This window comes from Stenotrophomonas sp. 14P6.2.3, from assembly GCF_057799055.1.
Genome location: NZ_JBYOLA010000002.1, coordinates 225,779 through 250,107 on the forward strand (window position 1 = coordinate 225,779; position 24,329 = coordinate 250,107).

General features: G+C 66.5%; 25 protein-coding genes. 20 read left to right on the forward strand and 5 right to left on the reverse strand.

The window, feature by feature from the left end; genetic code table 11:
* Positions 1 to 23: 23 nt before the first annotated feature.
* From AC27VL_RS02910 to AC27VL_RS02925, 4 genes are all read left to right on the forward strand, one after another.
* A complete protein-coding gene (locus AC27VL_RS02910; RefSeq protein ID WP_488765498.1) occupies positions 24 to 2,252 on the forward strand; it encodes a TonB-dependent siderophore receptor in 2,229 nt (742 codons plus the stop codon).
* A gap of 106 nt (positions 2,253 to 2,358) precedes the next feature.
* Positions 2,359 to 2,679 (forward strand): DUF3649 domain-containing protein, encoded by a 321-nt coding sequence (locus AC27VL_RS02915; RefSeq protein ID WP_089239947.1) that lies wholly within the window; start codon positions 2,359 to 2,361, stop codon positions 2,677 to 2,679.
* Positions 2,676 to 4,304 (forward strand): PepSY-associated TM helix domain-containing protein, encoded by a 1,629-nt coding sequence (locus tag AC27VL_RS02920; protein ID WP_488765499.1) that lies wholly within the window; start codon positions 2,676 to 2,678, stop codon positions 4,302 to 4,304. The genes AC27VL_RS02915 and AC27VL_RS02920 overlap by 4 nt, the downstream gene beginning before the upstream one ends.
* Positions 4,301 to 4,630: a DUF3325 domain-containing protein gene (locus AC27VL_RS02925; protein ID WP_100552051.1), complete on the forward strand. Its 330-nt coding sequence runs from the start codon at positions 4,301 to 4,303 to the stop codon at positions 4,628 to 4,630. The genes AC27VL_RS02920 and AC27VL_RS02925 overlap by 4 nt, the downstream gene beginning before the upstream one ends.
* A 150-nt stretch (positions 4,631 to 4,780) precedes the next feature.
* Here the strand turns inward: AC27VL_RS02925 and rlmKL are convergent, their stop codons facing one another.
* A complete protein-coding gene (rlmKL, locus tag AC27VL_RS02930) occupies positions 4,781 to 6,919 on the reverse strand; it encodes a bifunctional 23S rRNA (guanine(2069)-N(7))-methyltransferase RlmK/23S rRNA (guanine(2445)-N(2))-methyltransferase RlmL (RefSeq protein WP_488765500.1) in 2,139 nt (712 codons plus the stop codon).
* 144 nt (positions 6,920 to 7,063) lie between these two features.
* Positions 7,064 to 7,591: an alpha/beta hydrolase gene (locus AC27VL_RS02935; RefSeq protein ID WP_488765502.1), complete on the reverse strand. Its 528-nt coding sequence runs from the start codon at positions 7,589 to 7,591 to the stop codon at positions 7,064 to 7,066.
* A 72-nt stretch (positions 7,592 to 7,663) separates the two neighbouring features.
* Here AC27VL_RS02935 and AC27VL_RS02940 point away from each other — a divergent pair, with 72 nt between their 5' ends.
* A complete protein-coding gene (locus AC27VL_RS02940; protein WP_488765503.1) occupies positions 7,664 to 8,230 on the forward strand; it encodes an N-acetylmuramoyl-L-alanine amidase in 567 nt (188 codons plus the stop codon).
* A gap of 216 nt (positions 8,231 to 8,446) precedes the next feature.
* Here AC27VL_RS02940 and AC27VL_RS02945 read toward each other — a convergent pair whose 3' ends face one another.
* The 3 genes from AC27VL_RS02945 to AC27VL_RS02955 all read right to left on the reverse strand — a co-directional run bounded on the left by AC27VL_RS02945 (position 8,447) and on the right by AC27VL_RS02955 (position 10,979).
* Complete coding sequence (locus AC27VL_RS02945) at positions 8,447 to 9,349, reverse strand: sulfurtransferase (RefSeq protein ID WP_180164234.1); 903 nt, start codon at positions 9,347 to 9,349, stop codon at positions 8,447 to 8,449.
* Positions 9,346 to 10,149, reverse strand: coding sequence for a CoA pyrophosphatase (locus AC27VL_RS02950; RefSeq protein ID WP_100464395.1), 804 nt, complete (start codon positions 10,147 to 10,149; stop codon positions 9,346 to 9,348). The genes AC27VL_RS02945 and AC27VL_RS02950 overlap by 4 nt, the downstream gene beginning before the upstream one ends.
* 128 nt (positions 10,150 to 10,277) lie before the next feature.
* Entirely contained in the window at positions 10,278 to 10,979 is a 702-nt protein-coding gene (locus AC27VL_RS02955; RefSeq protein WP_089239934.1) for an FKBP-type peptidyl-prolyl cis-trans isomerase, read from the reverse strand.
* A gap of 166 nt (positions 10,980 to 11,145) precedes the next feature.
* On the opposite strand from AC27VL_RS02955, the gene AC27VL_RS02960 reads away from it, so the two are divergent.
* The 15 genes from AC27VL_RS02960 to AC27VL_RS03030 all read left to right on the forward strand — a co-directional run bounded on the left by AC27VL_RS02960 (position 11,146) and on the right by AC27VL_RS03030 (position 24,245).
* A complete protein-coding gene (locus AC27VL_RS02960; protein WP_100552047.1) occupies positions 11,146 to 11,940 on the forward strand; it encodes an enoyl-CoA hydratase/isomerase family protein in 795 nt (264 codons plus the stop codon).
* 4 nt (positions 11,941 to 11,944) lie between these two features.
* Entirely contained in the window at positions 11,945 to 12,298 is a 354-nt protein-coding gene (locus tag AC27VL_RS02965; RefSeq protein WP_099819988.1) for a hypothetical protein, read from the forward strand.
* On the forward strand, positions 12,298 to 12,987 hold the full coding sequence (gene nth, locus AC27VL_RS02970; protein ID WP_099819987.1) for an endonuclease III: 690 nt from the start codon (positions 12,298 to 12,300) through the stop codon (positions 12,985 to 12,987). Before AC27VL_RS02965 ends, nth begins: the two co-directional genes overlap by 1 nt.
* Before the next feature lie 228 nt (positions 12,988 to 13,215).
* Positions 13,216 to 14,427, forward strand: a complete 1,212-nt coding sequence (locus AC27VL_RS02975; RefSeq protein WP_100552046.1) for an OprO/OprP family phosphate-selective porin — start codon at positions 13,216 to 13,218, stop codon at positions 14,425 to 14,427.
* 110 nt (positions 14,428 to 14,537) lie between these two features.
* Positions 14,538 to 15,317 carry a PA3715 family protein gene (locus AC27VL_RS02980; protein ID WP_488765504.1) on the forward strand — a complete coding sequence of 260 codons (780 nt, stop codon included), beginning with the start codon at positions 14,538 to 14,540 and terminating at the stop codon, positions 15,315 to 15,317.
* A gap of 136 nt (positions 15,318 to 15,453) precedes the next feature.
* Complete coding sequence (gene pstS, locus AC27VL_RS02985) at positions 15,454 to 16,473, forward strand: phosphate ABC transporter substrate-binding protein PstS (protein ID WP_025875374.1); 1,020 nt, start codon at positions 15,454 to 15,456, stop codon at positions 16,471 to 16,473.
* Positions 16,474 to 16,933: 460 nt separating this feature from the next.
* Positions 16,934 to 18,022: a phosphate ABC transporter substrate-binding protein PstS gene (pstS, locus tag AC27VL_RS02990; RefSeq protein WP_099819984.1), complete on the forward strand. Its 1,089-nt coding sequence runs from the start codon at positions 16,934 to 16,936 to the stop codon at positions 18,020 to 18,022.
* 82 nt (positions 18,023 to 18,104) lie between these two features.
* Positions 18,105 to 19,073, forward strand: a complete 969-nt coding sequence (gene pstC / locus AC27VL_RS02995) for a phosphate ABC transporter permease subunit PstC (RefSeq protein ID WP_033830733.1) — start codon at positions 18,105 to 18,107, stop codon at positions 19,071 to 19,073.
* Entirely contained in the window at positions 19,073 to 19,936 is an 864-nt protein-coding gene (pstA, locus tag AC27VL_RS03000) for a phosphate ABC transporter permease PstA (RefSeq protein WP_089239920.1), read from the forward strand. Before pstC ends, pstA begins: the two co-directional genes overlap by 1 nt.
* Before the next feature lie 19 nt (positions 19,937 to 19,955).
* Positions 19,956 to 20,786 carry a phosphate ABC transporter ATP-binding protein PstB gene (gene pstB / locus AC27VL_RS03005; RefSeq protein WP_025875381.1) on the forward strand — a complete coding sequence of 277 codons (831 nt, stop codon included), beginning with the start codon at positions 19,956 to 19,958 and terminating at the stop codon, positions 20,784 to 20,786.
* A gap of 65 nt (positions 20,787 to 20,851) precedes the next feature.
* The gene (gene phoU / locus AC27VL_RS03010; RefSeq protein WP_108267825.1) at positions 20,852 to 21,559 is read left to right on the forward strand and encodes a phosphate signaling complex protein PhoU; all 708 of its coding nucleotides are present in this window, start codon (positions 20,852 to 20,854) and stop codon (positions 21,557 to 21,559) included.
* 180 nt (positions 21,560 to 21,739) lie between these two features.
* Positions 21,740 to 22,090, forward strand: a complete 351-nt coding sequence (locus AC27VL_RS03015; protein WP_100552043.1) for an HvfA family oxazolone/thioamide-modified RiPP metallophore — start codon at positions 21,740 to 21,742, stop codon at positions 22,088 to 22,090.
* Complete coding sequence (locus AC27VL_RS03020; RefSeq protein WP_488765505.1) at positions 22,077 to 22,952, forward strand: HvfB family MNIO-type RiPP peptide maturase; 876 nt, start codon at positions 22,077 to 22,079, stop codon at positions 22,950 to 22,952. Before AC27VL_RS03015 ends, AC27VL_RS03020 begins: the two co-directional genes overlap by 14 nt.
* Positions 22,945 to 23,700, forward strand: coding sequence for an HvfC family RiPP maturation protein (locus AC27VL_RS03025; protein WP_100554075.1), 756 nt, complete (start codon positions 22,945 to 22,947; stop codon positions 23,698 to 23,700). Before AC27VL_RS03020 ends, AC27VL_RS03025 begins: the two co-directional genes overlap by 8 nt.
* Before the next feature lie 23 nt (positions 23,701 to 23,723).
* Positions 23,724 to 24,245 (forward strand): HvfX family Cu-binding RiPP maturation protein, encoded by a 522-nt coding sequence (locus AC27VL_RS03030; RefSeq protein WP_346558806.1) that lies wholly within the window; start codon positions 23,724 to 23,726, stop codon positions 24,243 to 24,245.
* Positions 24,246 to 24,329 lie beyond the last annotated feature (84 nt).

The following is a 24,329-nucleotide window of genomic DNA, read 5'->3' on the forward strand; positions in this document are numbered from 1 at the left end:
TTGTCCTGCATGGAATCGCACCGATGGCTTCGTCCCTGATTACTCCCCGTCCAACCCTGCTGACCCTGGCCGTGACCGCACTGTTGATCGCACCGTTGGCACACGCTGAGGAAGGTTCTGCCGACCCATCTGCGCGCACCCTGGACACCGTCCAGGTAACCGCCGATGGCGACATTGCCGACAGCTACACCGTCAAGCGGGCCAGCACGGCGACCAAGCTCGGCCTGTCGCTGCGCCACACCCCGCAGTCGATGACCGTGGTGACCCGGCAGCGGCTGGACGACATGGGCCTGTTCTCGCTGTCCGATGTGATGGGCCAGGTCACCGGCGTAGCAGTGTCGGTCACCGACAGCGAACGCATCAACTACGTTTCGCGCGGGTACAACATCACCAATTTCCAGGTCGATGGCATGCTCAACACCTTCGGTGGCTACATCAAGACCAACACCGACAGCGTGATCTACGACCGTATCGAAGTGGTGCGTGGTGCCACCGGCCTGACCACCGGTGCCGGTGATCCATCGGGCACCATCAACTTCGTCCGCAAGCGCCCCACCGATACGTTCCAGATGAGCGCCAACCTCACGCTCGGCCGCTGGGGCAACCAGCGCCTGGAAGCCGACCTCGGCGGCCCCATCGCCCTGGATGGCCGCATCCGCGCCCGCGTGGTCGCCGCCAAGCAGCAGAGCGATTCGTTCCGCGATGTGTACAAGCTGGACAAGGACGTCTTCTACGGCATCGTCCAGGCCGACATCACCGACACCACCCTGCTGGAAGCCGGCTACGAGTACCAGTCGCCGCGCACCACCGGCGTGACCTGGGGCGTGGTGCCGTACTGGGGCGCCGATGGCAAGCCGGCCAACCTGCCGCGCTCGACCAACCTGTCGGCGCGCTGGAGCAGCTGGCCGATCATCGAAAAGAGCGCCTTCGCCCGCCTGGAACAGCAGCTGGGCCACGGCTGGGCCGCGAAATTCGCCTACACCCGCTCCAAGCGCGAGACCGACGGCGCGGTCTGGTATGGCGCGTCCGGTTACCCGCATGCCGATGGCAGCGGCATCTCTGCCTTCGTCGGCAGCTTCGGTGAAAACGGCGACATGCAGGTGTTCGACTTCAACGTCGGCGGTCCGTTCCAGTTGTTCGGCCGCGAACACGAACTGGTGTTCGGCTTCGGCCAGTCGGTGCGCAAGGGTGAAGTGCCTGCGAGTGAAACCGCCGCTTACCCTGCCAACTACGAGCGTGTGCCGGACTGGCGCAGCTGGAACGGCGACGTCGCGCCGCTGCAGGTCACCCGCCTGGGCTATCTCGCATCGGAGGACGAACTGCGCCAGCGCGCCGCCTACCTGGCCGCGCGCCTGCAGCTGGCCGAGCCGCTGACCGCCGTGCTCGGCGCCCGTTACGGCAGCTGGGAAACGCGCAACTGGACCTACACCCATGACGCCGCCGGCCGTCTGACGGATACCCGCCGCGGCGGCTACAAGCCGGACGACTCACTCACGCCGTACGCTGGCTTCATCTACGACTTCAACCGTTACTTCAGCGGCTACGTCAGCTACACCGACATCTTCCAGCCGCAGAATTACCGCGACAAGGCCAACAACTACCTCGAACCGGTCGTCGGTGACATGTGGGAAGCCGGGCTCAAGGCCGAGTTCTTCGATGGCCTGCTCAACACCTCGGTCGCGGTGTTCAAGGGCGAGAAGGACAACGTCGCCGAGCTCGATGATTCGGTGCCGGAGAACTCGTTGCCCGGTGGCATCAGCGCTTACCGCTCCACCGGCAAGGGCAACAAGGTAAAGGGCTGGGAAATCGAAGCACAGGGCAGCCTGGGCGAGCACTGGAACCTGTCGACCGGGTTCACCCATACCGTCAGCCGCAATGCGCTGGGCGTTCGCCAGAACACCACCGTTCCGGTCGATCTGTTCCGCCTCAACGCCAGCTGGCGCCCGGGTGGTGCCGAAGGCCGCTTCTGGATCGGTGGCGGCGCGACCTGGCAGAGCGGCATCTGGAGCCTGAGCAACAAGCCGCGCGAGGACTTCCTGGTCAGCGGCAAGCGCGACCGCGTGGCGATCGAACAGGGTGACATCTACCTGCTCAACCTGTCGGCCGGCTATCGCTTCAACGAGAACTTCACCGCCCAGGTGAACGTGAACAACCTGCTGGACAAGAAGTACTACAACCGCGTCGGTTTCTACGACGGCGTGTACTGGGGCGAACCGCGCAACGTGATGATGACGCTGCGCTGGAAGCTCTGACGATCTGATGGATGGCGCCGGTTCTGCGACCGGCCCCGGCCACGGATGGCCAACCCCGGCGCGCTTCGGTGCGCCGGTCCTCTTTCATTCAACCTGCAGGACCGCCGTGGACCGCTCGCCCGCAACCGCCAGCCCCCGCCTCAGCACCTTCTTCGCCAACCCGCGATGGGGCGTGCTGTCCCGATCCCTTGCCGCCATCTTCGGCGGCTACGCGCTTGCCTCGATGACCACCGTGTTCTGTGCGCTGGCCCTGCCGGGCGCGCGCGGCCAGGCTGTGCTGACCGGCATGCTGCTGGCGATCCTGGTCGCCGCCTGTGCGGCACTGTGGGCGTTCGCCACCCGCAGTGCGCTGCGCGCCTGGGTCGGCATTCTCGCCCCCACCCTGCTGATGGCCGGCGTTTCGCGCCTGCTGGGAGCGTGGGCATGAAGAATGGATTCCGCCAATCCATGGCCTGGCTGCACACCTGGACCGGCCTGCTGGTCGGCTGGCTGCTGCTGCTGATCTTCATGGCCGGCACCGCCAGCTACTACCGCGAGGAAATCAGCCGCTGGATGCGTCCGGAACTGCCGCGCAGCGCGGTCAGCACCGACCAGGCGGCGCAGCGCGCGGCCGACTACCTGCTGGCCAATGCCCCCCAGGCCGAGAGCTGGTTCGTCACCCTGCCGCAGCCGCGCAATCCGGCCATGCAGATGTTCTGGCGGTTGCCAGAGGCACTGGCCGATCCGAGCAAGGGACGCCGCGGCGCCTTTGGCGATGCCACCCTGGATCCCAACACCGGCACCGAGCTGAAGGCCCGCGAGACCCGTGGCGGCGACTTCTTCTACCGCCTGCATTTCGACCTGCACTACATTCCCGTGCTGTGGGCGCGCTACCTGGTGGGCTTCTGCGCGATGTTCATGCTGGTGGCGATCATCACCGGCGTGATCACCCACAAGAAGATATTCAAGGACTTCTTCACCTTCCGGAAGGACAAGGGCCTGCGCTCCTGGCTGGACTTCCACAACGTCAGCGCGGTGATGGCCCTGCCCTACCACGCGATGATCACCTACACCGGCATCGTCACGTTGATGATCATGTACCTGCCGTGGGGAGTGAACGCGGCCTACGGCACCGACCAGGATGCCTTCTACGCGGAGGCCTTCGGTGGCCTGCCCGAAGTCACCGCGCCCGCCGAAGGCAAGGCTGCACCGCTACCGCTGCGGCAGCTGTTGGACAGTGCCCGCACGCACTGGCACGGAACCGAGGTCGCTGGTTTCAGCGTTGCCAACCCCGGTGCTGCCAATGCGGTGATCGACATCCGCCAGCGCGACGGCAAGCGTTTGTCCATCGATACACCCGCGCTGCGCTATGACATGGTCAGTGGTGCACTGCTGCAGGAAACCCCGCCTTCCGGTGGCGCCACCGCCACCCGTGGCGTGCTCTATGGCCTGCACCTGGCACGCTTCGCCGATTGGGGCGTACGCGCCCTGTTCTTCCTGTCCGGCCTGACCGGCTGCCTGATGGTGGCCAGCGGCGTGGTGCTGTGGGCGGTGAAGGAGCGCCCGAAGCATGCCAAGAGCGGTCGCACCGGCTTCGGCCTGCGCCTGGTCGATGCGCTGAACATCGGCGCCGTGGCCGGCCTGCCGATCGCCTTTGCCGCCTACTTCTGGGGCAACCGGCTGCTGCCGCTGGGCCTGGCCGAACGCTCCAACGCCGAGGCGAACGTATTCTTCTACGCGTGGGGCGCGTCGCTGCTGGCGGCCTTCATCTGGCCCAAGCGGATGATGTGGGCGTGGCAGCTGTACATCGGCGCGGCCGCGTTCGCGCTGATCCCGGTAGTGAACGCATTGACCACCCACGCACACCTGGGTGTGACGCTGTTCAATGGTGACTGGGCATTGGCCGGCTTCGACCTGTCGATGATCGCCTTCGGCGCGATGCTGGCCCTGTGCGGCTGGCGCATGCAGCGCTGGACGCCGCCGCTGAGTGCCGCCGAGAAGAAGAAGCGCGCGGCCGCCACTGCAGCGACGAAGGCACCGGCCGATGCAGTGGAAGCGGAGGCCAGCGCATGATGCTGCTGGTACTGGGGTTGTCGTTCACAGCGTTCACCGCGCTGTCGCTGGCGATGGAAAAGCACCAGCAGGAGCTGCACGGCAAGGCAGCGGCGTCACCGGTACGGCGCATGCAATGGCGGGTGCTGGGCTGGGTGCTGCTGACCGTGGCGTTCGCCCTGTGCGTGGTCGACCAGGGCTGGGCGATGGGCCCGGTGCTGTGGCTCGGCGCGCTTACGCTGGGTGGCATCGTGCTGGCGTTCGCGCTGTATCCGTACCGGCCGAAATGGATCGCACCGCTGGCGGTCGCGCTGCCGGTAATCGGGTTGGTGGTGGCGTTGTTGTAGCAGAAGCCGCCGGGGTCGGATCCCTTGCGTGCAGCGCAAGGGCTCTGACCCCAGGTACGTACCGCCATCGACATATGGCGTGGATCTACCGACCTTGATGGGGTCAGAGCCCCTGCGCTAGGCGCAGGGGATCCGACCCCAGACGTCGGTTCACGCCAGGCGCTTCAGCTCCCACGCACGATGGATGCGTGCGTTGCGCTCGAAATCCGGGCCGATGGTGCTGGCGCTGATCTCGCGGCATTGGGCGAATTCGGCGATGGCGTTCTCTTCCAGCTTGAAGCGGCGGAAGTTGTTGGAGAAGTACAGCACGCCACCCGGCGCCAGTCGTGCGACGGCGGCACGCAGCATCTTCACCTGTTCGCGCTGCACGTCGAAGTCCTCGGCGCGGGCCGAGTTGGAGAACGTCGGCGGGTCGCAGAAGATCACGTCGTACTGGCCGCGATCGCCTTCCAGCCATGCCATTGCATCGGCCTGCACCAGCAGGTGCTGATTGCCGCCCTGCCCGTTCAAGGCCAGGTTGTCGTAGCACCACTGCAGGTAGGTGGCCGACAGGTCGACGCTGGTGGTGCTGGCCGCACCGGCCACCGCCGCCTGCACGCTGGCCACGCCGGTGTAGCAGAACAGGTTGAGGAAACGCTTGCCGCGCGCCTGCTCGGCCATCAGGCGACGCAGCGGGCGATGGTCGAGGAACAGGCCGGTATCAAGGTAATCGAACAGGTTCACCTGCAGCAGCGCGTTGTTCTCGCGTACCACGAGGAACTCATCACGCTGCTCGAAACGGCCGTACTTGCTGCCGCCCTTGCCACGTTCGCGCGACTTCATCGACACCTGTTCCGGCGGTACGCCGAACACCTCGCGCGCAGCGGCCAGCAGTTCATTGCGGCGACGGCGCACGTCGTTCTCGGGAATCGCGGCCGGTGCGGCGTACTCCTGCACATGCAGGAACGTGCGGCGCTGGCCGCCGTCTTCCTCGTACACATCGATGGCCGCTGCGTATTCCGGCAGATCGGCATCGTAGGCGCGGAAACAGGTGATGCCTTCGCGCGCGCGCCAGCTCTTGAACTTCTTCAGGTTCTTGCGCAGGCGGTTGGCTACCATCTGCGCGCCTTCGCTCAGCTCGCGCACCTGTGCCGGATCGCGACCCGGCACCGCGATCGGATCGCAGACGATCAGTGCACATTCCAGTGCACCATTGAACATCTGGTACTTCTTGCCCGCACGCAGGCCGGTAGCGAAGGCCAGTTCGTCATTGCCGCACAGCAGGCTGGCGCGCCACTGCGGCACCGCCTTCTGCAGGGCATTGCCCAGCTTGCGGTACAGCGCCGGATCGGCGGCCAGGCGCTCGTCATACGGCGGATTGCAGACCACCGCGCCGATCTCCTGCTCCGGGGTGGGCAGGTCAGCCACATCGGCGCGGGTGAAGCGGATGGCATGGGCGACGCCGGCCACTTCCGCGTTCTCGCGTGCCGCCTGGATCGCCACCGGGTCGATGTCGCTGCCGTGGACGACCGGCTTCAGCGCGGCCAAGCCGGCCGCTTCGCGATCACGCGCTTCGCTCTGGATGGTTTTCCAGGCCGCCTTGTCGAAGCCCAGCCAGCGGCTCGGCGGCAGGCTGCCATGACGCATCAGGCCGGGAGCGACGTCGGCGGCCATCAGCGCGCCTTCAATCAGCAGGGTGCCGCTGCCGCACATCGGGTCCAGCAGGCCGCCACCGGCAGCATGCAGGCGCGGCCACTGTGCACGCATCAGCAGCGCGGCAGCCAGGTTTTCCTTCAACGGCGCGTCATGGGCAGCACCGCGCCAGCCACGGCGGTGCAGCGGGCCACCACCGAGGTCGATCGACAGCGAGGCGCGGCCCTTGCGCAGCGACAGGTTGACGCGCACATCCGGCAGATCGGTGTTGACCGAGGGGCGCTCGAGCCCTTCGTCACGCATGCGGTCGACGATGGCGTCCTTGATCCGCTGCGCGGCAAAACGGGCATGGGTGATCTTGTCGCCGGACACATGCGCGTCCACCGCAAGGGTCATCTCCGGCTTGATGTGCTCGTGCCACGGAAGCGCGCGCACGCCGTCATACAGCGCCTGCTCGTCCGGGCATTCGAATTCGTCGATCGGCCACAGCACGCGGCTGGCCAGCCGCGACCACATGACGATCCGCAGCGCCTGATCCAGTTCGCCATCGGCATTGACGCCGGCGATGGTGGCAGTGGCCTTTTCCAGGCCGAGGGCCGACAGCTCATCGGCAAGCAGGTATTCCAGGCCCTTGGCGCAGGAGACAAAAAATTTCACGGGATCGGTTCGCAGGTGGTCAGGCACGGCAGGGGGCCGGGCCATTCGGAAGGGAGGGCCGTAGGCACGGCCGGCAGGCCCGCGCCAGGGGCGGCGGGGCTGCCATTGTAGTCAATGCGGGCGGGCGCGCCGTGCGCCCGGGCTTCACAGCTGCCGCAGCAGGCGCTCGAAGGCCTGCGCGGAGGCCTCCACGTGGTGTACCAGGCGATGGCCGTCGTCCACCAGCAGCAGCTGCGCCGAGCGCGCCTGCGCCCAGGCGATGACCCCGGCGGCCGGCACCACCTCGTCATGCCAGGCCTGCACCACCGTGGTTGGCACCGGCGCGGCGTCCAGCGCCGGCATCGGACCCATCGTGGTGGGCGGCACCATCAGGAACAGGCCGGCCACCGGCACCTGCAGCGAGGCGATGGCCGAGATGTAGGCGCCCAGGCTGGAGCCGGCCAGCACCACCGGCCCCTGCGCAGCGGCCGCGGCCGTGCGCTCGATCAGGCGTTGCAGGCGGGTGCGCACGTCGCCAACGCGGCTGACCTCGCTCATCGCGTCCAGGTCGGTGTAATCGGGGCGCTCATGGGTCCAGCCCAGGCGCTCGGCGACCTCGGCCAGGGCGGTGACCTTGGTCGCCTCCGGGCCGCTCTCGAAACCGTGCGACAGGATGCAGTGACCGCGGCTCATGCGTGCGCTCCCACGGAGCGGACCGACAGCAGAAGGGAAGGCAGTTTCATTCGGCAATGCTAGCATCGCCGCATGCCCAACCCGCTCCTGCCCGGCCTGCAGCTGCAGCCGCTGCCCTACCACGACCGCCTGCCCGTGCGCGATCCATCCAGCCTGGCGATGGTGGTGATCCACTGCACCGAACTGCCCGACCTGGCCACCGCCCGCGAGTACGGCGAGCGCGTGCTGTACGACAGCGGTGCCGGCAACAGCGGGCATTTCTACATCGACCGCGACGGAAGCGTGGTGCAGTACGTGGCGCCGGAGCGCATCGCCCACCACGTGCGCGGCATGAATGCCGATTCGGTGGGCATCGAACTGGTCAATTCGGGGCGCTACCCGCACTGGCTCGACAGCCGACACCAAGCGATGGACGAGCCCTACACCGAAGCGCAGCTGCTGGCGTTGGAACGGTTGCTGCAGGCGCTGGTGGCGCACTACCCCTCGCTGCGGCAGATCGCCGGCCACGACCAGCTGGACCTGGAGCAGGTACCTGCCAGTGACGACCCGGCCGTGACCGTGGCGCGCAAGCGGGATCCGGGCCCGTTGTTCCCGTGGCCGCGGATCCTGGCCAAGGTGCCGCTGCAGCCGCTGGGATGAGGGCCGGCAGGGCTGCGCCCTGGGTACACGCCATCGCATACGCGCTGTCGCTCCCACGCTTCGCTGCGCGAACCGCGGGCCCCGCTTACCAGCTCCCACACCCCCGCCGCTTCGCGGCCGCCCCCTGACTCAGGGGGCTCTGCCCCGGATATGAACCGGTGGCCAGTAGATCCACGCCATGCGTGGATGAACGTCAAATCGATCTGCCCGCTTCGCTCAGGCGCCGGTAGCCACCGGGCGGCTGCTGTCGCTGACCCAGCCACTCCAGGAATCGGCATAGATGCGCGCGCCGGACAGGCCCGCACTTTCCATCGCCAGCAGCAGATGGCAGGCGGTCACACCCGAGCCACACATCAGGACCACGCGCTGCGGGTCCTGGTTGCCGATCACGCCCTGCAGTTCGGCGCGCAGTTCCTGTGCGTCGCGCAGTCGGCCGTCCAGCACGTTCAATGCGAACGGTCGATTGACTGCCCCCGGCACATGGCCGGCGACCGGGTCCAGCGGCTCCACCTCGCCACGGAAACGCTCGCCTGCGCGGGCGTCGACCAGCCAGCCCGGAGCATGCTTCAGGCGCGACTCGACCTCTTCAGCGCTGGCAATCTGGCTGGTATCGAAACGCCCCGGATATGCGGGCAACGCCGCGACCTCGCTGCTGCCGGTCGCCAGCGGTTGGCCGGCGGTCTGCCAGGCAGCGATGCCGCCATCAAGGACAGCCACCTTCGTGTGCCCGATCAGGCGCAGCAGCCACCACAGTCGCGCAGCGGCCATGCTGCCATCGCTGCCGTCATACACCACCACCTGCGTGTCGGGGCCGATGCCCCATTGCCCCAGCCGTGTGGCGAACGCATCGCTGTCCGGCAACGGGTGGCGCCCATGTCCGACCCGCGTCAGGTCGGACAGGTCGCGGTTGAGATCGGCATGCACCGCACCGGGAATGTGTCCCTGCGCATAGAGGCCATTGCCCGCCTGCGGATCGGCGAGCGATGCACGTGCATCGACCACGCGTACGGCAGTGCTTGCGGTCGCGCGGGCATCGACCACGCGTACCCCATCGCCCAGCACCGCAGCCAGGGTCGCAACATCGACGAGGGTGGTCCACGGCGGATCGGTCGGCTTCATTGCACTTGCTCCAGGCGGCGACGCAGGTTGTACAGGATGGCCGCAGTGGCGCCCCAGATGCGCTGGCCGGGCCAGCCGTATTCGAGGACATGGCGGACGCGGCCGCGATGGTTGATTTCGACCTGGCGCAGGTTGTCGGCGGCCATCAGATAGTCCAGCGGCACTTCGAACACCTCGGCCACTTCGCTGGGCTGCGGTACCGCCACGAAATCCGGATCGATCACCGCTACCACCGGGGTGACCCGGTAGCCGGTGATGGTCACGAACGGATCGAGATAACCCAGTGCCTGCACCTGCGTCGGCGCCAATGCGATTTCTTCCTGGCTTTCGCGCAGTGCTGCGGCCAGCGCATCACGATCATCCGGCTCGGTACGGCCACCGGGAAAACCGACCTGGCCACCATGTTGCCGCAGGGTTTCGGTACGCCGGGTCAGGATCACCTGCGCACCGTTGGCGCGCGGGACGATGCCGGCCAGCACGGCCGCCTCGACCGGTGGGCCCGGGGGCAGCAGGTCATCCAGTTCACTACGGTTCCAGCCGTCACCTGCCGGCGGTTCGGCCAGCGGATGCAGCGCGCGCAGCAGGCGCTCGTGATCGGCCAGCGAGCCTCGCAGCGACTGCTGCAGCTGTTGGCGCAGTGGCAACACCCGCTGCAGGATGTGGGTGCGCTCGCTGTCGCTCATCGACGACCACCGTGCGATTTCGTCGATATGCCGCCCGCAGCCGGCGCACAGCCGGTTGCGATCCAGCTTGCACACGTTGATGCAGGGGCTTGCGACAGCACGCGCCGTTTCTTCCATTATTTGCACCGGTCAACAGTAGCGCGAATGAGCTGGATTTGGGATGGGCCCACACGGCTGCTGCGTACCGCAGAAACAAAAACGCGCCGGTGGAATCACCGGCGCGTGGATGTTGACGCTGTTTCTTCTTACTTGACGCTGATCAGCTTGATCTCGAACTGCACAGCCACGTTCGGCGGGAACGGGGTGCGCGGGTCGGCACCATAGGCCTGATCCGGCGGCAGGGACACTTCCCACTTCGAGCCAGCCGGCATCTGCAGCAGGGTCTCGCGCATGGCCTTCATTTCGACTTCGCTGACCTTGATCGACGGAATCTGCTGGGCCGGGCGAGCCTCGGTCGGACGCTGGCCGTACGGGAACGGACCGGCCACTTCCAGCTGCACGGTGCTGGCCTGGGTCGGCTTGGCACCCTTGCCGGCTTCGATCACACGGTACTGAACGCCGCTCGGCAGGGTCTGCACGCCCGCCTTGGCCTTGTTCTGCGCCATGAACTGATCGCTCTTGGTCTTGTTGTCGGCAGCAGCCTTTTCGTACTCGGCCTTGGCGGCCTGGGCACGGCCCTGCTCGCGCTTCTGGAACGCTTCAACGGCCGGCTTCAGCTGCTCGGCGGTGATCGCCGGCTGCTTCTTGGCGTAGGCGTCCTGCAGACCCTTCACCACCGAGTTGATGTCCAGCTGCTCACCGCGACCAGTCAGCTCCGCCAGGTTGTTGCCGTAGTCGTAACCGAAGTAGTAGCTCAGCTTGCCCTTCTCGGACGCGATGTCCTGGGCGAAGGCATTGCCCGTCAGGGCCAGGGCCGCGACGGCGACCGCGATAGAACGCAACTTCATCAAACAGTTCTCCAGGGGTGGTAACTCAGGGACGTTCTGCGCCGCCCTGAGGCGACGGGTTAGGATAACGGCCACAACGTGTAACCGCTACTCACCACGCAGGCTATGACCTGTCTGCGTTTACAGAGTTCAATCTCACTTTTTTTTAACGTTCCAGGAGTTTCCCGTGGCCGAGGCCCCCGCTCCCCACCCGGTCGCCATCAGCGACGACGGCGCCATCCGCACCATTACCGTGCAGCGACCGGACAAGCTCAACGCCCTCAATGCCGCGACCCTGCAGGCTCTGGCCGAGGCGTTCAGCGACGCCGCCGCCGATACGGCGGTACGGGTGGTGGTGCTGACCGGCGCCGGCCCCAAGGCCTTCGTGGCGGGGGCCGACATCGCGGAAATGAACACATTGAGCGCGGTTCAGGGACGTGACTTCTCCCTGCTCGGCCAGGCGCTGATGCGCCGCATCGAACGCATGCCCAAGCCGGTGATCGCCCGCGTGAACGGTTTTGCGCTGGGCGGCGGGCTGGAGCTGGCCATGGCCTGCCACCTGCGCATTGCGGCCGATTCGGCCAAGGTCGGCCAGCCGGAGATCAATCTCGGCCTGATTCCCGGCTTCGGCGGCAGCCAGCGCCTGCTGCGCCTGTGTGGACGCGCGGCCACGCTGGAGCTGTGCCTGCTGGGCACCCCGATCGATGCCGCACGCGCGCTGGCCCTGGGCATCGTCAACGAAGTGGTGCCTGCCGCCGAGCTCGACGCCCGCGTGCAGGCCCTGGCCCGGCAGCTGGCACAGTCGGCGCCGCTGGCGCTGCGTGGCCTGCTCGATGCGGTGCACGTGGGTGGCGAATGCAGCCTGGACGCCGGCCTGGAATATGAAAGTGCGCAGTTCGGCCTGCTGTTCGCCACTGAAGACATGCGCGAAGGCACCAACGCCTTCCTGCAGCGCCGTCCCCCCGCTTTCCAGAACCGCTGACGCCATGGCATCCCGACCCAACCCCGTGCTGCTGTTCGCCCGGGTCCAGGCAGACGATCCTGATGGCGCGCTGCAGGCTGGACTGATGGACTACGTCGTGCGCGCTGGCGATGACCGGCTGCTGCCCGACCATCCAGACCTGCCCGACCGCCTCTGCCAGATGCAGCTGCAACTGCAGCGTGCCTGGGCCGCGCGCGAACGTTTCCGCGCACGCGCGGTGCGCCTGGCCCGACGCGAGGCCGAGCGTGATGCGCGTCGCACGCCCGCCCCGGCGCCGGACGCAAAACCCGCCCTGCCTGCCGCAGCGGCCGCCATCCTCGCCCGGGCCAAGGCCCGCGCCGCCGGCAAGGAGCAGTAATGGCGACCGCGAAGAAGACCGCGCGCGCACCTGCGCGCCGCGGCGGTACGATGCCGCGTGCCGACGTGGTGGAAATGTTCACCCGCCTGCGCGAACTCAACCCGCATCCGAAGACCGAGCTGGAATACAGTTCGCCGTTCGAACTGCTGGTGGCGGTCGCACTGTCGGCGCAGGCCACCGACGTCGGCGTCAACAAGGCCACCCGTCGCCTGTTCCCGGTTGCCAACACGCCGGCGAAGATCCTCGCCCTGGGCGAAGAGGGACTGAAGAAGTACATCGCCACCATCGGCCTGTTCAACGCAAAGGCGAAGAACGTGATCGCCACCTGCGCGCTGCTGCTGGAGAAGCACGGCGGCGAAGTGCCACGCGATCGCGATGCACTGGAGGCCCTGCCCGGTGTCGGTCGCAAGACCGCCAACGTGGTACTCAACACCGCCTTCGGCGAACCGGTGATGGCGGTGGACACGCATATCTTCCGTGTCGCCAACCGCACTGGACTTGCGCCAGGAAAGAACGTGCGCGAGGTCGAAGATCGATTGGTCAAAGCGATACCCGCCGAGTTCCTGCTGGATGCGCACCACTGGCTGATCCTGCACGGACGGTACGTGTGCAAAGCACGCAAACCGGATTGCCCGGGGTGCGTGATTGCCGATCTTTGCCGGTTCAAGGACAAGACCCTCGCCGAGTGATGGCGGTATCCGCGCATGACGTGGATGCACGGAAACACCAGCCTTGCATGGCCTGGATCTACTGCAACCGGGGCGCAATCCGGGCGTCATACGTAACCGGTTCCAATGGCAGGCCCAGCCGCGACGGGGCCTGCGGCGGATCGCGGCCGTGCGCGAACTGTCACATTTACGCAATCTTCACGTTTTAGCCTGCGCGCATCTTCCCACCTGCCTGCAAGGCTCCTCTCCATGAAACTGCATCACCAACTCCTGACGGTCGCCGTGGCTGCTGCGCTGTATGTGCCGGCCGCCCACGCCGAAGTCGCCATCGATGTGATCGGCGGTTCGGAAATCACCTTCGAAGGCCTGGTCCAGGCCGACGGCAACTGGTACGACAATGACGTCGTGGACCTCAACGGCGGTGACGCCGGCAACGGCAAGAACAGCGAATTCGAACTGCGTCGCGCCGAGCTGGTGCTGAAGGGCAAGGGCCCGGGCAACGTGGAGTGGGTGGTCGGCTATGACGCCAAGGCCGACAAGTTCCTCGACACCAACGTGAAGTACAAGCTGCTGGGCAACGCCAACCACTTCATCCAGGTCGGCCAGTTCAAGCAGCCCAACAGCCTGGAAGAGCTGTCCAGCACCAAGAACAACGACTTCATCTCCAAGGCTGCGGTCACCAACACCTATGCCATCGCCCGTCGCCTCGGCGGCGCGTACAGCTACGGCCAGGACAACTGGTCGGTCACCGCCAGCGCCTTCGGCCGCGAACTGACCCGCAACCTGGCCCACGGCAGCGGCTACGGCGCGCGTGGCACCTGGGCCCCGATCAACGAGAAGGGCCAGGTCCTGCACTTCGGCCTGAGCTACGTGGACTACGACACCGACGCAGACACCCTGCGCGTGCGTGCCCGCCCGAACGCTGACCTGGCCACCGCGCGCCTGATCGATGGCGGCAACATGACCGACACCGACCGCGTCAGCACCATCGGCGCCGAAGCGATGTACTTCCAGGGTCCGTTCAAGGCCCAGGCCGAGTACTACACCAGCAAGGCCAAGCGTTATGCCCATGACAACTACACCACCGACGGCTACTACGTCAGCGGCGTGTGGAATGTCACCGGCGAAAGCTGGAGCTACAAGGGCGGCACCCCGGGCACCGGCCTGCCGAACAACCCGGCCGGCGGCCAGTGGCAGCTGGGCCTGCGTTACGACCACATGGATCTGAACGATGGCAACCTCGCTGCCAACCCGGTGGCCGGCCGTCCGCCGATCGTCGATGGCGTGCTCGGCGGCAAGATGGACATCTGGACCGTTGGCGCCAACTGGTACTGGCGCTCGAACTTCAAGCTGATGCTCAACTACGTGATGGTCGACAGCAAGAAGTACAGCTCGACCGCCCGTGGTTTCGTCAACGACGATCCGAACATCCTGGAAGCCCGCGCGCAGTTCTTCTGGTAAGACCGGAAGCACGCGTTCGAACGAAGGCACGGCTCCAGCCGTGCCTTCGTCGTTGTGGGCAGGCGGTGGCCGCGCGATGATGCCCTGCCCTGTCGACATGGACCTTCGGGATGCCCACTCCCCTCCGCCTGCGCCGCCTGCTGTGCGCTGCCCTGCTCGCCGCGCTGCCCGCCACCGCGCTCGCCTGTGACGATGCAGAGGCCGTGCGCGAGGCCGCGTATCGGCAGTTGCCGGCTGGCACGTTGCCAGTGACGGCACGCTTCACCGATGCCGACAGCACCGCCTGCCGTGCGTGGCCCGCACAACCCGGCACGACCCTGCTGGCCGTCGCGCAATGGACCGAGCCCGCCTCGGAAGAGGCGCGCGGCGGCGACCTCGACCTGCTGCTGATTGATACCGCCAGTGGCCGGCCGCTGGCCTGGACCCGCGTGGCCGATGCGGTCAGCAGTGATGCGCTGCGCTTCACCGGACTCAGCCTGGACACCGCACGCTGGCAACTGGATCCGGCCACCCGCGCGTTTGGCGTGCGCATGGACTACAGCGGCAGCTCAGGCCCCAACCCGTTCGCACAGACCGAACTGCAGTTGTTCGTGCGCAATGGCCGACAGCTGCGCCGGGTGCTTGCCCCGCTGGCGGTCAGCGGCAGTCGCGGCGAATGGGATACGCGCTGCGCCGGCGAGTTCAGCCGCTTCGAGCGCACGCTGGAAATGGGCAGTAGCACTCGCCCTGGCCTGGCACCGATCCTGGTACGCGAAAAGCGCACCGATACGATCAGCGTCGCTGCGGGTGATGACTGCCATGCAACCGACACGACGGCTCCTGCGCAGCGCTGGACACTGCTGCCCAGCGACGGCCGCTATGCCGTTCCGGAGGCGTTGCGAGGGCTCTGAAAGGGAGGCCGGAGCACCGCCATGACGGCTGTCACGTCCGCGTCATATGACAGACGCGGGCGTGTCATGGAACCGTTATGGAATGTGCACCGAAACGTCGGGCAGCCGCCCCTCGACCACCCCAGGAGTCTCTCCCGTGATCCACGCCTTCAAGTCGCGCGCCGCCGTCGCCATTCTGGCCGCGTCGTCCGTGTTCGCCGCCAACGCCGCCGATGTCACCGGCGCGGGCGCTTCGTTCATCTACCCGGTGATGTCCAAGTGGTCGGCCGACTACAGCACCGCCACCGGCAAGAAGGTCAACTACCAGTCGATCGGTTCCGGCGGTGGTATCGCCCAGATCAAGGCCGCGACCGTGGACTTCGGTTCGTCCGATGCGCCGCTGAAGCCGGAAGAGCTGGCTGCCGCCGGCCTGGCCCAGTTCCCGTCGGTGATCGGCGGCGTGGTGCCGGTGATCAACGTCGCGGGCGTCGCCCCGGGCGCGCTGAAGCTGGACGGTCCGACCCTGGCCAACATCTTCCTGGGCAAGATCACCACCTGGAACGACCCGGCCATCGCCGCCCTCAACAGCGGCCTGACCCTGCCCAGCGGCAAGATCACCATTGTCCATCGTTCGGACGGCTCGGGCACCACCTTCAACTTCGTCAACTACCTGTCCAAGGTCAGCCCGGAGTGGAAGAGCAAGGTCGGTGAAGGCACCTCGGTGCAGTGGCCGGCCGGCATCGGCGGCAAGGGCAACGAAGGCGTTGCTGCCTACGTGAAGCAGATCAAGGGCGGCATCGGCTACGTCGAACTGTCCTACGCGCTGCAGAACAAGATGTCCTACGCGGCGATGAAGAACGCGGCTGGCAAGATCGTGCAGCCGTCGGACGCCTCGTTCTCGGCCGCCGCGGCCAGCGCCGACTGGGCCAACGCCCGTGACTTCTACCTGGTGATGACCAACGCCCCGGGCGCTGACGCATGGCCGATCACCGCCACCAACTTCATCCTGGTGCGCAAGCAGCCGAAGAACGTGGCTGGCGCCAAGGCCACCCAGGAGTTCTTCCGCTGGGTCTACAAGAATGGCGATGCGCAGGCCAAGCAGCTGGACTACGTGCCGCTGCCGGACGCACTGGTGCGCCAGATCGAGACCTACTGGACGCAGAACCTGAAGTACTGAGTTTCGTTGCAAGGCGTTCCCCCGCAGGAACGGGGTCGGCGGGTCCTCTCTCCCCCGCCGGCCCCACCGGGCGCTGGATCCTTCGGGGTCCGGCGCTCTTCTTTTTTGTGCGGTTGGTTTGTTGGGTTGGTCGTGAAGAGCGCTGCGCTTCCGTTGATCTGTTGTTGCGGCGATGGGGTCATGCAGGAGCATCTGTAGAGCCGAGCCCATGCTCGGCTGCATCTGGCCTGGCCTCGCGGGCAGCCGAGCATGGGCTCGGCTCTACCCTGCCTCCATTGCCATATCGGTGCGCAGATCCGTGGTCTCCGGGACCCCGCCTGGGGCCGGCCAACGCTGTGAAACCCTTGCCAGAACGTGATCCAGGACACCTCTGTCATGGACGTCATACGGCTGTAACAAAAACATCATTTCATAGCCGCATCCGCCGACACCGTCGGCTCTACCCCGCTATGGAGTGACCATGAAACTGCACTCGGCCAGCCTTGCCGCCCTTTCCCTGGCCATCGCCCTGGGCCTGTCTGCCTGCGGTGGCGACAAGCAGGCCGCACAGCAGCCGGCCGCTGACGGCGCCGCTGCTCCGGCCGCTGCCGGCGACAAGGTGACCGCTGAGGTCTCCGGTGCTGGCGCCTCCTTCATCTTCCCGCTGGTGTCCAAGTGGTCGGCCGACTACAACACCGCCACCGGCGCCAAGATCAACTACCAGTCGATCGGTTCCGGTGGTGGCATCGCCCAGATCAAGGCCGGCACCGTTGATTTCGGTTCGTCCGACAAGCCGCTGAGCAGCGACGAGCTGGCCCAGGCCGGCCTGGCCCAGTTCCCGTCGGCCATCGGTGGCGTGGTGCCGGTGGTCAACATCGACGGCCTGGAAGCCGGCAAGCTGCGCCTCAGTGGCGCCCTGCTCGCCGACATCTTCCTGGGCAAGGTCAAGACCTGGAACGACCCGGCCATCGTCGCCGCCAACCCGGGCGTGACCCTGCCGGACGGCAAGATCACCATCGTCCACCGTTCGGACGGTTCCGGCACCACCTTCAACTTCTCCAACTACCTGTCCAAGGTCAACCCGGAGTGGAAGAGCAAGGTCGGCGAAGGTACCTCGGTGCAGTGGCCGGACGGCGTGGGTGGCAAGGGCAATGAAGGCGTCGCTTCGTACGTGAAGCAGATCAAGGGTTCCATCGGCTACGTCGAACTGGCCTACGCCCTGCAGAACGCGATGCCGTACGCCTCGCTGCAGAACGCCGCCGGCACCTGGGTGCAGCCGAACGCTGAAACCTTCGCCGCCGCTGCTGCCAGCGCCGACTGGGCCAGCGCCAAGGACTTCAACCTGGTCATCACCAACGCACCGGGCGAGCAGGCGTGGCCGATCACTGCCACCAACTTCATGCTGATGCAGAAGAAGCCGAAGGATGCCAAGCGCAACCAGGATGCGCTGGCCTTCTTCAAGTGGGCCTTCGAAAGCGGCCAGACCCAGGCCAACGAACTGCACTACGTGCCGCTGCCGGCCGAGCTGGTCAAGCAGATCGAAGCCTACTGGGCGACCGAACTGAAGTGATGGAACCGACGGTGCCCGCCACGTGCGGGCACCGTCTCCTGAACATCGTGCTGCCCCGCCCCTTCCTGGCCCTGCCGTCCCCATGAATGCCATCGCCCAGCCTGTAGCCGCCCCGTCCACGCGTGATACGCGTGATGCCCGCAACGACAAACTGTTCCGATGGGTGCTGGTCGGCACCGTCATCTTCGTCCTGATCGCACTGGCCTGCGCCGCACTGTCGATGCTGTGGGGTGGTCGCCACGCCCTGCAGGTGCAGGGCCTGAGCTTCTTCTTCTCTTCCGACTGGAATCCGGTCGAAAACAAGTTCGGCGCCCTCGCCCCGATCTACGGCACCCTGGTCACCGCGCTGATCGCGATGGTCATCGCCGTGCCGGTGAGCTTCGGCATCGCCTTCTTCCTCACCGAAGTGGCACCGCGCTGGCTGCGGGGTCCGGTCGGTACCGCCATCGAACTGCTGGCGGGCATTCCCTCGATCATCTACGGCATGTGGGGCCTGTTCGTGCTGGTGCCGGTGATGACCGAGTACGTCACCCCGTTCCTCAACGAAACCCTGGGCGAATGGCCGATCATCGGTCCGGTTTTCCAGGGCCCGCCGCTGGGCATCGGGATGCTCACCGCCGGCTTCGTGCTGGCGATCATGGTCATCCCCTTCATCTCCTCGGTGATGCGCGAAGTGTTCCTGACCGTGCCGACGCGCCTGAAGGAATCGGCCTACGCGCTGGGTTCCACCAAGTGGGAAGTGAGCTGGGACATCGTGCTGCCCTACACCCGCTCGGCGGTGATCGGTGGCGTGTTCCTCGGCCTCGGCCGCGCACTGGGCGAGACGATGGCGGTGGCCTTCGTGATCGGCAACAGCGTGCGCCTGTCGCCGTCGCTGCTGGAACCGGGCACTACCATCGCCGCGCTGATCGCCAACGACTTCGGCGAGGCCACTGAAACCTACCGCTCGGCGCTGCTGCTGCTCGGCTTCGTCCTCTTCATCGTCACCTTCGTGGTGCTCGCCATCGCCCGCCTGATGCTGATGCGCCTGTCCCGCAAGGAGGGCAACTGATGTCCAGCACCGCTGACTCCCTGTACCTGCGCCGCCGCATCGGCAATGTCATCGCCATCGCGATGTCCTGCGCCACTGCGCTGTTCGGCCTGTTCTTCCTCGGCTGGATCCTGTTCACCCTGGCCTCCAAGGGCCTGGCCGGCATCAACCTGGACCTGTTCACCAAGATGACACCGCCGCCGATGCAGGAAGGCGGTCTTGCCAATGCCTTCTTCGGCAGTGCGGTGATGTGTGCACTGGCGATCGGCATCGGCACCCCGCTGGGCGTGCTGGCCGGCACCTGGCTGGCCGAGTACGGCAACGCCCGCAAGGCCGGCACCGTGGTCCGCTTCGTCAACGACATCCTGCTGTCGGCGCCGTCCATCGTGCTGGGCCTGTTCGTCTACACCCTGTACGTGATGCAGACCGGCGGCAGCTTCTCCGCGTTCGCAGGTGCGCTGTCGCTGGCCTTCATCGTGCTGCCGGTGGTGGTGCGTACCACCGACGAGATGCTGCGCCTGGTGCCTTCGCAGATGCGCGAAGCCGCCCTGTCGCTGGGCATCCCGCAGTGGAAGGTGATCGTGCAGGTGCTGTACCGCAGTGCCTCGGCCGGCATCATCACCGGCATCCTGCTGGCGCTGGCGCGCATTTCCGGCGAGACCGCACCGCTGCTGTTCACCGCGTTCGGCAACCAGTACTGGAACAGCAACGTGTTCCAGCCGATGGCCTCGGTGCCGGTGGTGATGAACCAGTTCGCCGGCAGCCCGTACGAATCCTGGCAGGTGCTGGCCTGGGCAGGTGCCCTGGTGCTGACTGTCTTCGTGTTGCTGGTCAGCCTCGCCGCTCGCGGCTTCCTGCTGCGCAACCGTATCTCCCATGACTGACCTTTCCGTGGATACCGCCATGAACGACCTTTCCAACGCCGTGCCGATGCAGCGCATCGTGGTGCCGGCCTCGCACGAGAACCTGCACGCTCCGGCACCGGTCAAGCTCGCCGCGCGTGGACTGGACTTCTACTACGACAAGTTCCATGCCCTGAAGGGCATCAACCTGGAGATCCCGGAAAAGCGCGTGACCGCGCTGATCGGTCCCTCCGGTTGCGGCAAGTCGACCCTGCTCCGCATCTTCAACCGCATCTACGCGCTGTACCCGAAGCTGGAGGCGCGCGGTGAGGTGATTCTCGACGGCGAGAACATCCTGTCGCCGAAGTACCCGATGAACCGCCTGCGCAGCAAGGTCGGCATGGTGTTCCAGAAGCCGGTGCCGTTCCCGATGACCATCTTCGAGAACGTGGCCTACGGCATCCGCCATCACGAGAAGCTGTCCAAGGCGGACATGGCCGACCGTGTCGAGCACGCACTGCGCCAGGGCGCACTGTGGGACGAAGTGAAGGACAAGCTCAACCAGAGCGCGCTGGGCCTGTCCGGCGGCCAGCAGCAGCGTCTGTGCATCGCCCGTGCCGTGGCCCTGCGGCCGTCGGTGCTGCTGCTGGACGAGCCGACCTCGGCGCTGGATCCGATCTCCACCAGCCGCATCGAACAGCTGGTGGAAGAACTGAAGCACGAGTACACCATCGTGATCGTCACCCACAACATGCAGCAGGCTGCACGCGTGTCCGATTACACCGCCTTCATGTACCTGGGCGACCTGATCGAGCACGACCGCACCGAAGTGATCTTCTCGCAGCCGTCCAAGCAGCAGACCGAGGATTACATCACCGGTCGCTTTGGCTGATCGGCGCTGACGCTTCGCCACATGTCCCAGCCAGGCGCGGCCTGGCTCTACCTGGATTGCAGAACATGAACCTTCCCAACGACCACATCGTCAAAAGCTACGACGAAGAGCAGCAGCGCCTGGTGGCCGAAATCGTGCGCATGGGCGAGATGGCCGTCGCCCAGCTGGAGGCGTCGATGGACGTCATCGAGAAGCGCGACGAGAACGCCGCCCATCGCATCATCGCCAACGATGAAGCGATCGATTCGCTGGAACAGCAGATCAGCCATGACGTGATGCGCCTGGCGCTGCGCGGCCCGATGGCACGCGACCTGCGCGAGATTCTTGCCGGCCTGCGCATTCCCGCCGATATCGAACGCATCGGCGACTACGCGGCCAACGTCGCCAAGCGCTCCATCGCGCTGGGCAAGGTGCCGCCGCTGCCGCAGATCCAGGGCCTGCGTTCCCTCGGCCGGCTTGCTGCGCAGCAGGTCCGCCGCGCCATCGCCGCCTACCGCGACAACGATGCCGATGCCGCACTGGAACTGCGCGAGGACGACGCCCGCCTGGATGCGCAGTACACCGCGCTGTTCCGCGAGCTGCTGACCTACATGATGGAAGACCCGCGCAACATCACCCCGTGCACCCATCTGCTGTTCATGGCCAAGAACCTGGAACGCGTGGGTGACCACGCCACCAACATCGCCGAGAACGTGTGGTTCCTGGTGCACGGCGAACAGCCGCTGCCGCCGCGCCAGAAGCGCGACGAGACCTCCAGCGCCGGCGATATCTGATACTGCACTGCAACACCGGATTCGACTCCAGGGTGGCCGCTGTCCTCGCGACAGCGGCCTTTTTGTTGGCGTTGTAATACTTCTCACGAAAATTTGAATTCCCGGCGAGGATTCGTTGAGTAGGATCGCTGCACCATTGCTTCACCACGGGCAGCCGCCCACCACCCAGGAGCACGACCGATGAGCACCTCCAACAAGACCCTGTCCCTGCTGACCGCCACCGCCCTGGCCGCAGGCCTCGGCATGACCGCCTCCGCCTCGGCCCTGAGCATGAGCGATCTCGCCCAGGGCTATCTGGTTGCCGGCCAGGCGGCCAAGGCCACCGACGCGAAGGCGGCCGATGCGAAATCCGCCGACGCGGCCAAGCATGCAGAAGGCAAGTGTGGCGCCGACGGCAAGAGCGCTGAGGGCAAGTGCGGCGGCGACAAGGGCAAGGCAGCGGCCGGTACCGACGCCAAGGCCAAGACCGGCGGCGACAAGAAGTCGGCCGAAGGCAAGTGCGGCGAAGGCAAGTGCGGTGCCAAGCACTGACGTCCGCACCGGCGTCGTCCACCCGCGGTCGCCGCTTCCCGCGGCGGCCGTGGGCCTGGGCCTGCGCCGCGCCCTTCTGCAGGACCTGCGCGATGCACCGGCCGGCGATTTCGATTTCCTCGAGTGCGCGCCGGAGAACTGGATCGGTGTCGGTGGCCCCGCCGGTGACGCGCTGGCCGAACTGGCGGCGCGCCATCCATTGAGCTGCCATGGCCTGTCGTTGTCACTGGGCAGTAGCGCAGCACTGGATACCCAGCTGCTGGCGCAGGTGGGTGCCTTTCTTGAGCAACACCGGGTGCCGCTGTACAGCGAACACCTGAGCTACTGCAGCGACGAGGGCCATCTGTACGACCTGCTGCCGATTCCTTTCACCGATGAAGCGGTACGCCACACCGCTGCACGCATCGCCCGCGTACAGGACATTCTCGGCCGCCGCATCGCCGTGGAAAACGTGTCGTACTACCTGGCCCCGGAGCCGATGATGGACGAACTGGCCTTCACCAATGCGGTGCTGGCCGAGGCCGACTGCGATCTGCTGTTGGACGTCAACAACGTGTACGTCAATGCCTGCAACCACGGCTACGACGCGGATACCTTCATTGCCGGCCTGCCCGCGCAGCGCATCGTCTGCCTGCACGTCGCCGGGCACCTGGACGACACTCCGGACCTGAAGATCGACACCCACGGCAGCCCGGTAATCGACCCGGTGTGGGATCTGCTGGCGCGTACCTACGCCCGCATCGGCCCGCGCCCTACGCTGCTCGAGCGCGACTTCAATTTCCCGCCTTACGCCGAGCTGCGGGATGAACTGCAGACCATCCACCGCCTGCAGGCCGTGCATGCCGGAGCCGCCCATGGCTGATGCCCCCGAACGACTGCGCGCGCAGCAGCACGCGTTCACCGCCCACCTGCGCGACCCGGCGCAGGTACCGGCGCCGCCCGGCATGGACCCGCGCCGGGTGGCGGTGTACGAACGCCTGCTGTTCAACAATCTGCTGGGATTGTTGAGCAACGGCTTCCCGGTCTGCGTGCGCCTGCTGGGCGAACCGGCCTGGAGTGCGCTGGTGCGCCACTATTTCGCCAGCCACCGTTGCCACACCCCGTTGTTCACCGAGCTGGCTGCCGAGTTCGTGCAGTGGCTGCAGGTGCAACCGGAACTGCCGCATCCGGCGCTGGCCGAGCTGGCCCATTACGAGTGGGTGGAGACTGCGCTGTACCAGCTGCAGGCTGATCCGCTGCCGGAACCGGGCGACATCGATCCGTTGCAGGTACCGTTGCAGCGCTCGCCACTGGCCTGGCCGCTGCTGTATCGCTGGCCGGTGCATCAACTGGGTAGCGACGATGCAGCGTCGCAACCGCCAGCAGAGCCCACCGGCCTGCTGGTACGGCGCGATGCCGATGGCGCAGTGCGCTTTGCCACCCTGACCAGCCTGGCGGTGCATCTGCTGACGCTGATCGGCGAGGCGCCCGGGGCCACCGGCCAACAACAGCTGCAGCAACTGGCCGTCCTGCACCACCTCGATCCCGAGACCCTGGCCGCCCCGGGTGCGCAACTGCTGCAGCAGTTCCTGCGTGCCGGCGTGATCGGTCCGCTCTCCGCTTCACCCTGACGCCCCTTCCAGGAGATTCACCGATGAAGACCCCGATCCTGGCCGCAACCCGCGGCCAGCTGGACCGTTTCGCCCCGTGGTTGGCCCCGCTTGGTCTGCGCATACTGCTGGCCTGGGAATTTTTTGAATCCGGGCGCGAGAAACTGCACGGCGAGAACTGGTTCGCCGACCTGCAGGGCGCGTTCCCGTTCCCCTTCGACCAGTTGCCCGCTGCGCTGAACTGGCAGTTGGCCACCTGGTTCGAACTGCTGGGCGCAGCCTGCCTGCTGCTCGGCTTCGGTACCCGTTTCGCCGCCGCCAGCCTGCTGGTGCTGACGGTCGTGGCCACGTATGCGGTGCACTGGCCAGCCGAATGGGGCTCGCTGGGCGACCTGGCGATGGGTTATGCGATCAGCGACCAGGGCTTTGGCAACTTCAAACTGCCGCTGCTGTTCATGGCGATGCTGCTGCCGCTGCTGTTCACCGGTGCCGGGCGCCTGAGCGTGGATGCAGTGCTGGCACGCTGGTATCCGTCGGCCCCCACGGCGCAGCCCGCGGTCCGGTAGATGCCGACCTTGGTCGGCGCGCAGTGTGCCAACCAAGGTTGGCACCTACCGGGATCCCGGGCGCTCAGGGTCGCTCTGCTAGAA

Excerpts from the sequence above, each read along its gene's own strand:
- pstA (WP_089239920.1), top strand. The coding sequence starts at position 19,073 with ATGTCCAGCACCGCTGACTCCCTGTACCTGCGCCGCCGCATCGGCAAT.
- AC27VL_RS02955 (WP_089239934.1), bottom strand. The coding sequence starts at position 10,979 with ATGAAGTTGCGTTCTATCGCGGTCGCCGTCGCGGCCCTGGCCCTGACG.
- phoU (WP_108267825.1), top strand. The coding sequence starts at position 20,852 with ATGAACCTTCCCAACGACCACATCGTCAAAAGCTACGACGAAGAGCAG.
- AC27VL_RS02945 (WP_180164234.1), bottom strand. The coding sequence starts at position 9,349 with ATGAAGCCGACCGATCCGCCGTGGACCACCCTCGTCGATGTTGCGACC.
- AC27VL_RS02910 (WP_488765498.1), top strand. The coding sequence starts at position 24 with ATGGCTTCGTCCCTGATTACTCCCCGTCCAACCCTGCTGACCCTGGCC.
- pstC (WP_033830733.1), top strand. The coding sequence starts at position 18,105 with ATGAATGCCATCGCCCAGCCTGTAGCCGCCCCGTCCACGCGTGATACG.
- pstB (WP_025875381.1), top strand. The coding sequence starts at position 19,956 with ATGAACGACCTTTCCAACGCCGTGCCGATGCAGCGCATCGTGGTGCCG.
- AC27VL_RS03025 (WP_100554075.1), top strand. The coding sequence starts at position 22,945 with ATGGCTGATGCCCCCGAACGACTGCGCGCGCAGCAGCACGCGTTCACC.
- AC27VL_RS03030 (WP_346558806.1), top strand. The coding sequence starts at position 23,724 with ATGAAGACCCCGATCCTGGCCGCAACCCGCGGCCAGCTGGACCGTTTC.
- AC27VL_RS02925 (WP_100552051.1), top strand. The coding sequence starts at position 4,301 with ATGATGCTGCTGGTACTGGGGTTGTCGTTCACAGCGTTCACCGCGCTG.
- pstS (WP_099819984.1), top strand. The coding sequence starts at position 16,934 with ATGAAACTGCACTCGGCCAGCCTTGCCGCCCTTTCCCTGGCCATCGCC.
- nth (WP_099819987.1), top strand. The coding sequence starts at position 12,298 with ATGGCGACCGCGAAGAAGACCGCGCGCGCACCTGCGCGCCGCGGCGGT.
- AC27VL_RS03015 (WP_100552043.1), top strand. The coding sequence starts at position 21,740 with ATGAGCACCTCCAACAAGACCCTGTCCCTGCTGACCGCCACCGCCCTG.
- AC27VL_RS02935 (WP_488765502.1), bottom strand. The coding sequence starts at position 7,591 with ATGAGCCGCGGTCACTGCATCCTGTCGCACGGTTTCGAGAGCGGCCCG.
- AC27VL_RS02920 (WP_488765499.1), top strand. The coding sequence starts at position 2,676 with ATGAAGAATGGATTCCGCCAATCCATGGCCTGGCTGCACACCTGGACC.
- AC27VL_RS02950 (WP_100464395.1), bottom strand. The coding sequence starts at position 10,149 with ATGGAAGAAACGGCGCGTGCTGTCGCAAGCCCCTGCATCAACGTGTGC.
- AC27VL_RS02980 (WP_488765504.1), top strand. The coding sequence starts at position 14,538 with ATGCCCACTCCCCTCCGCCTGCGCCGCCTGCTGTGCGCTGCCCTGCTC.
- AC27VL_RS02965 (WP_099819988.1), top strand. The coding sequence starts at position 11,945 with ATGGCATCCCGACCCAACCCCGTGCTGCTGTTCGCCCGGGTCCAGGCA.
- AC27VL_RS02940 (WP_488765503.1), top strand. The coding sequence starts at position 7,664 with ATGCCCAACCCGCTCCTGCCCGGCCTGCAGCTGCAGCCGCTGCCCTAC.
- AC27VL_RS02975 (WP_100552046.1), top strand. The coding sequence starts at position 13,216 with ATGAAACTGCATCACCAACTCCTGACGGTCGCCGTGGCTGCTGCGCTG.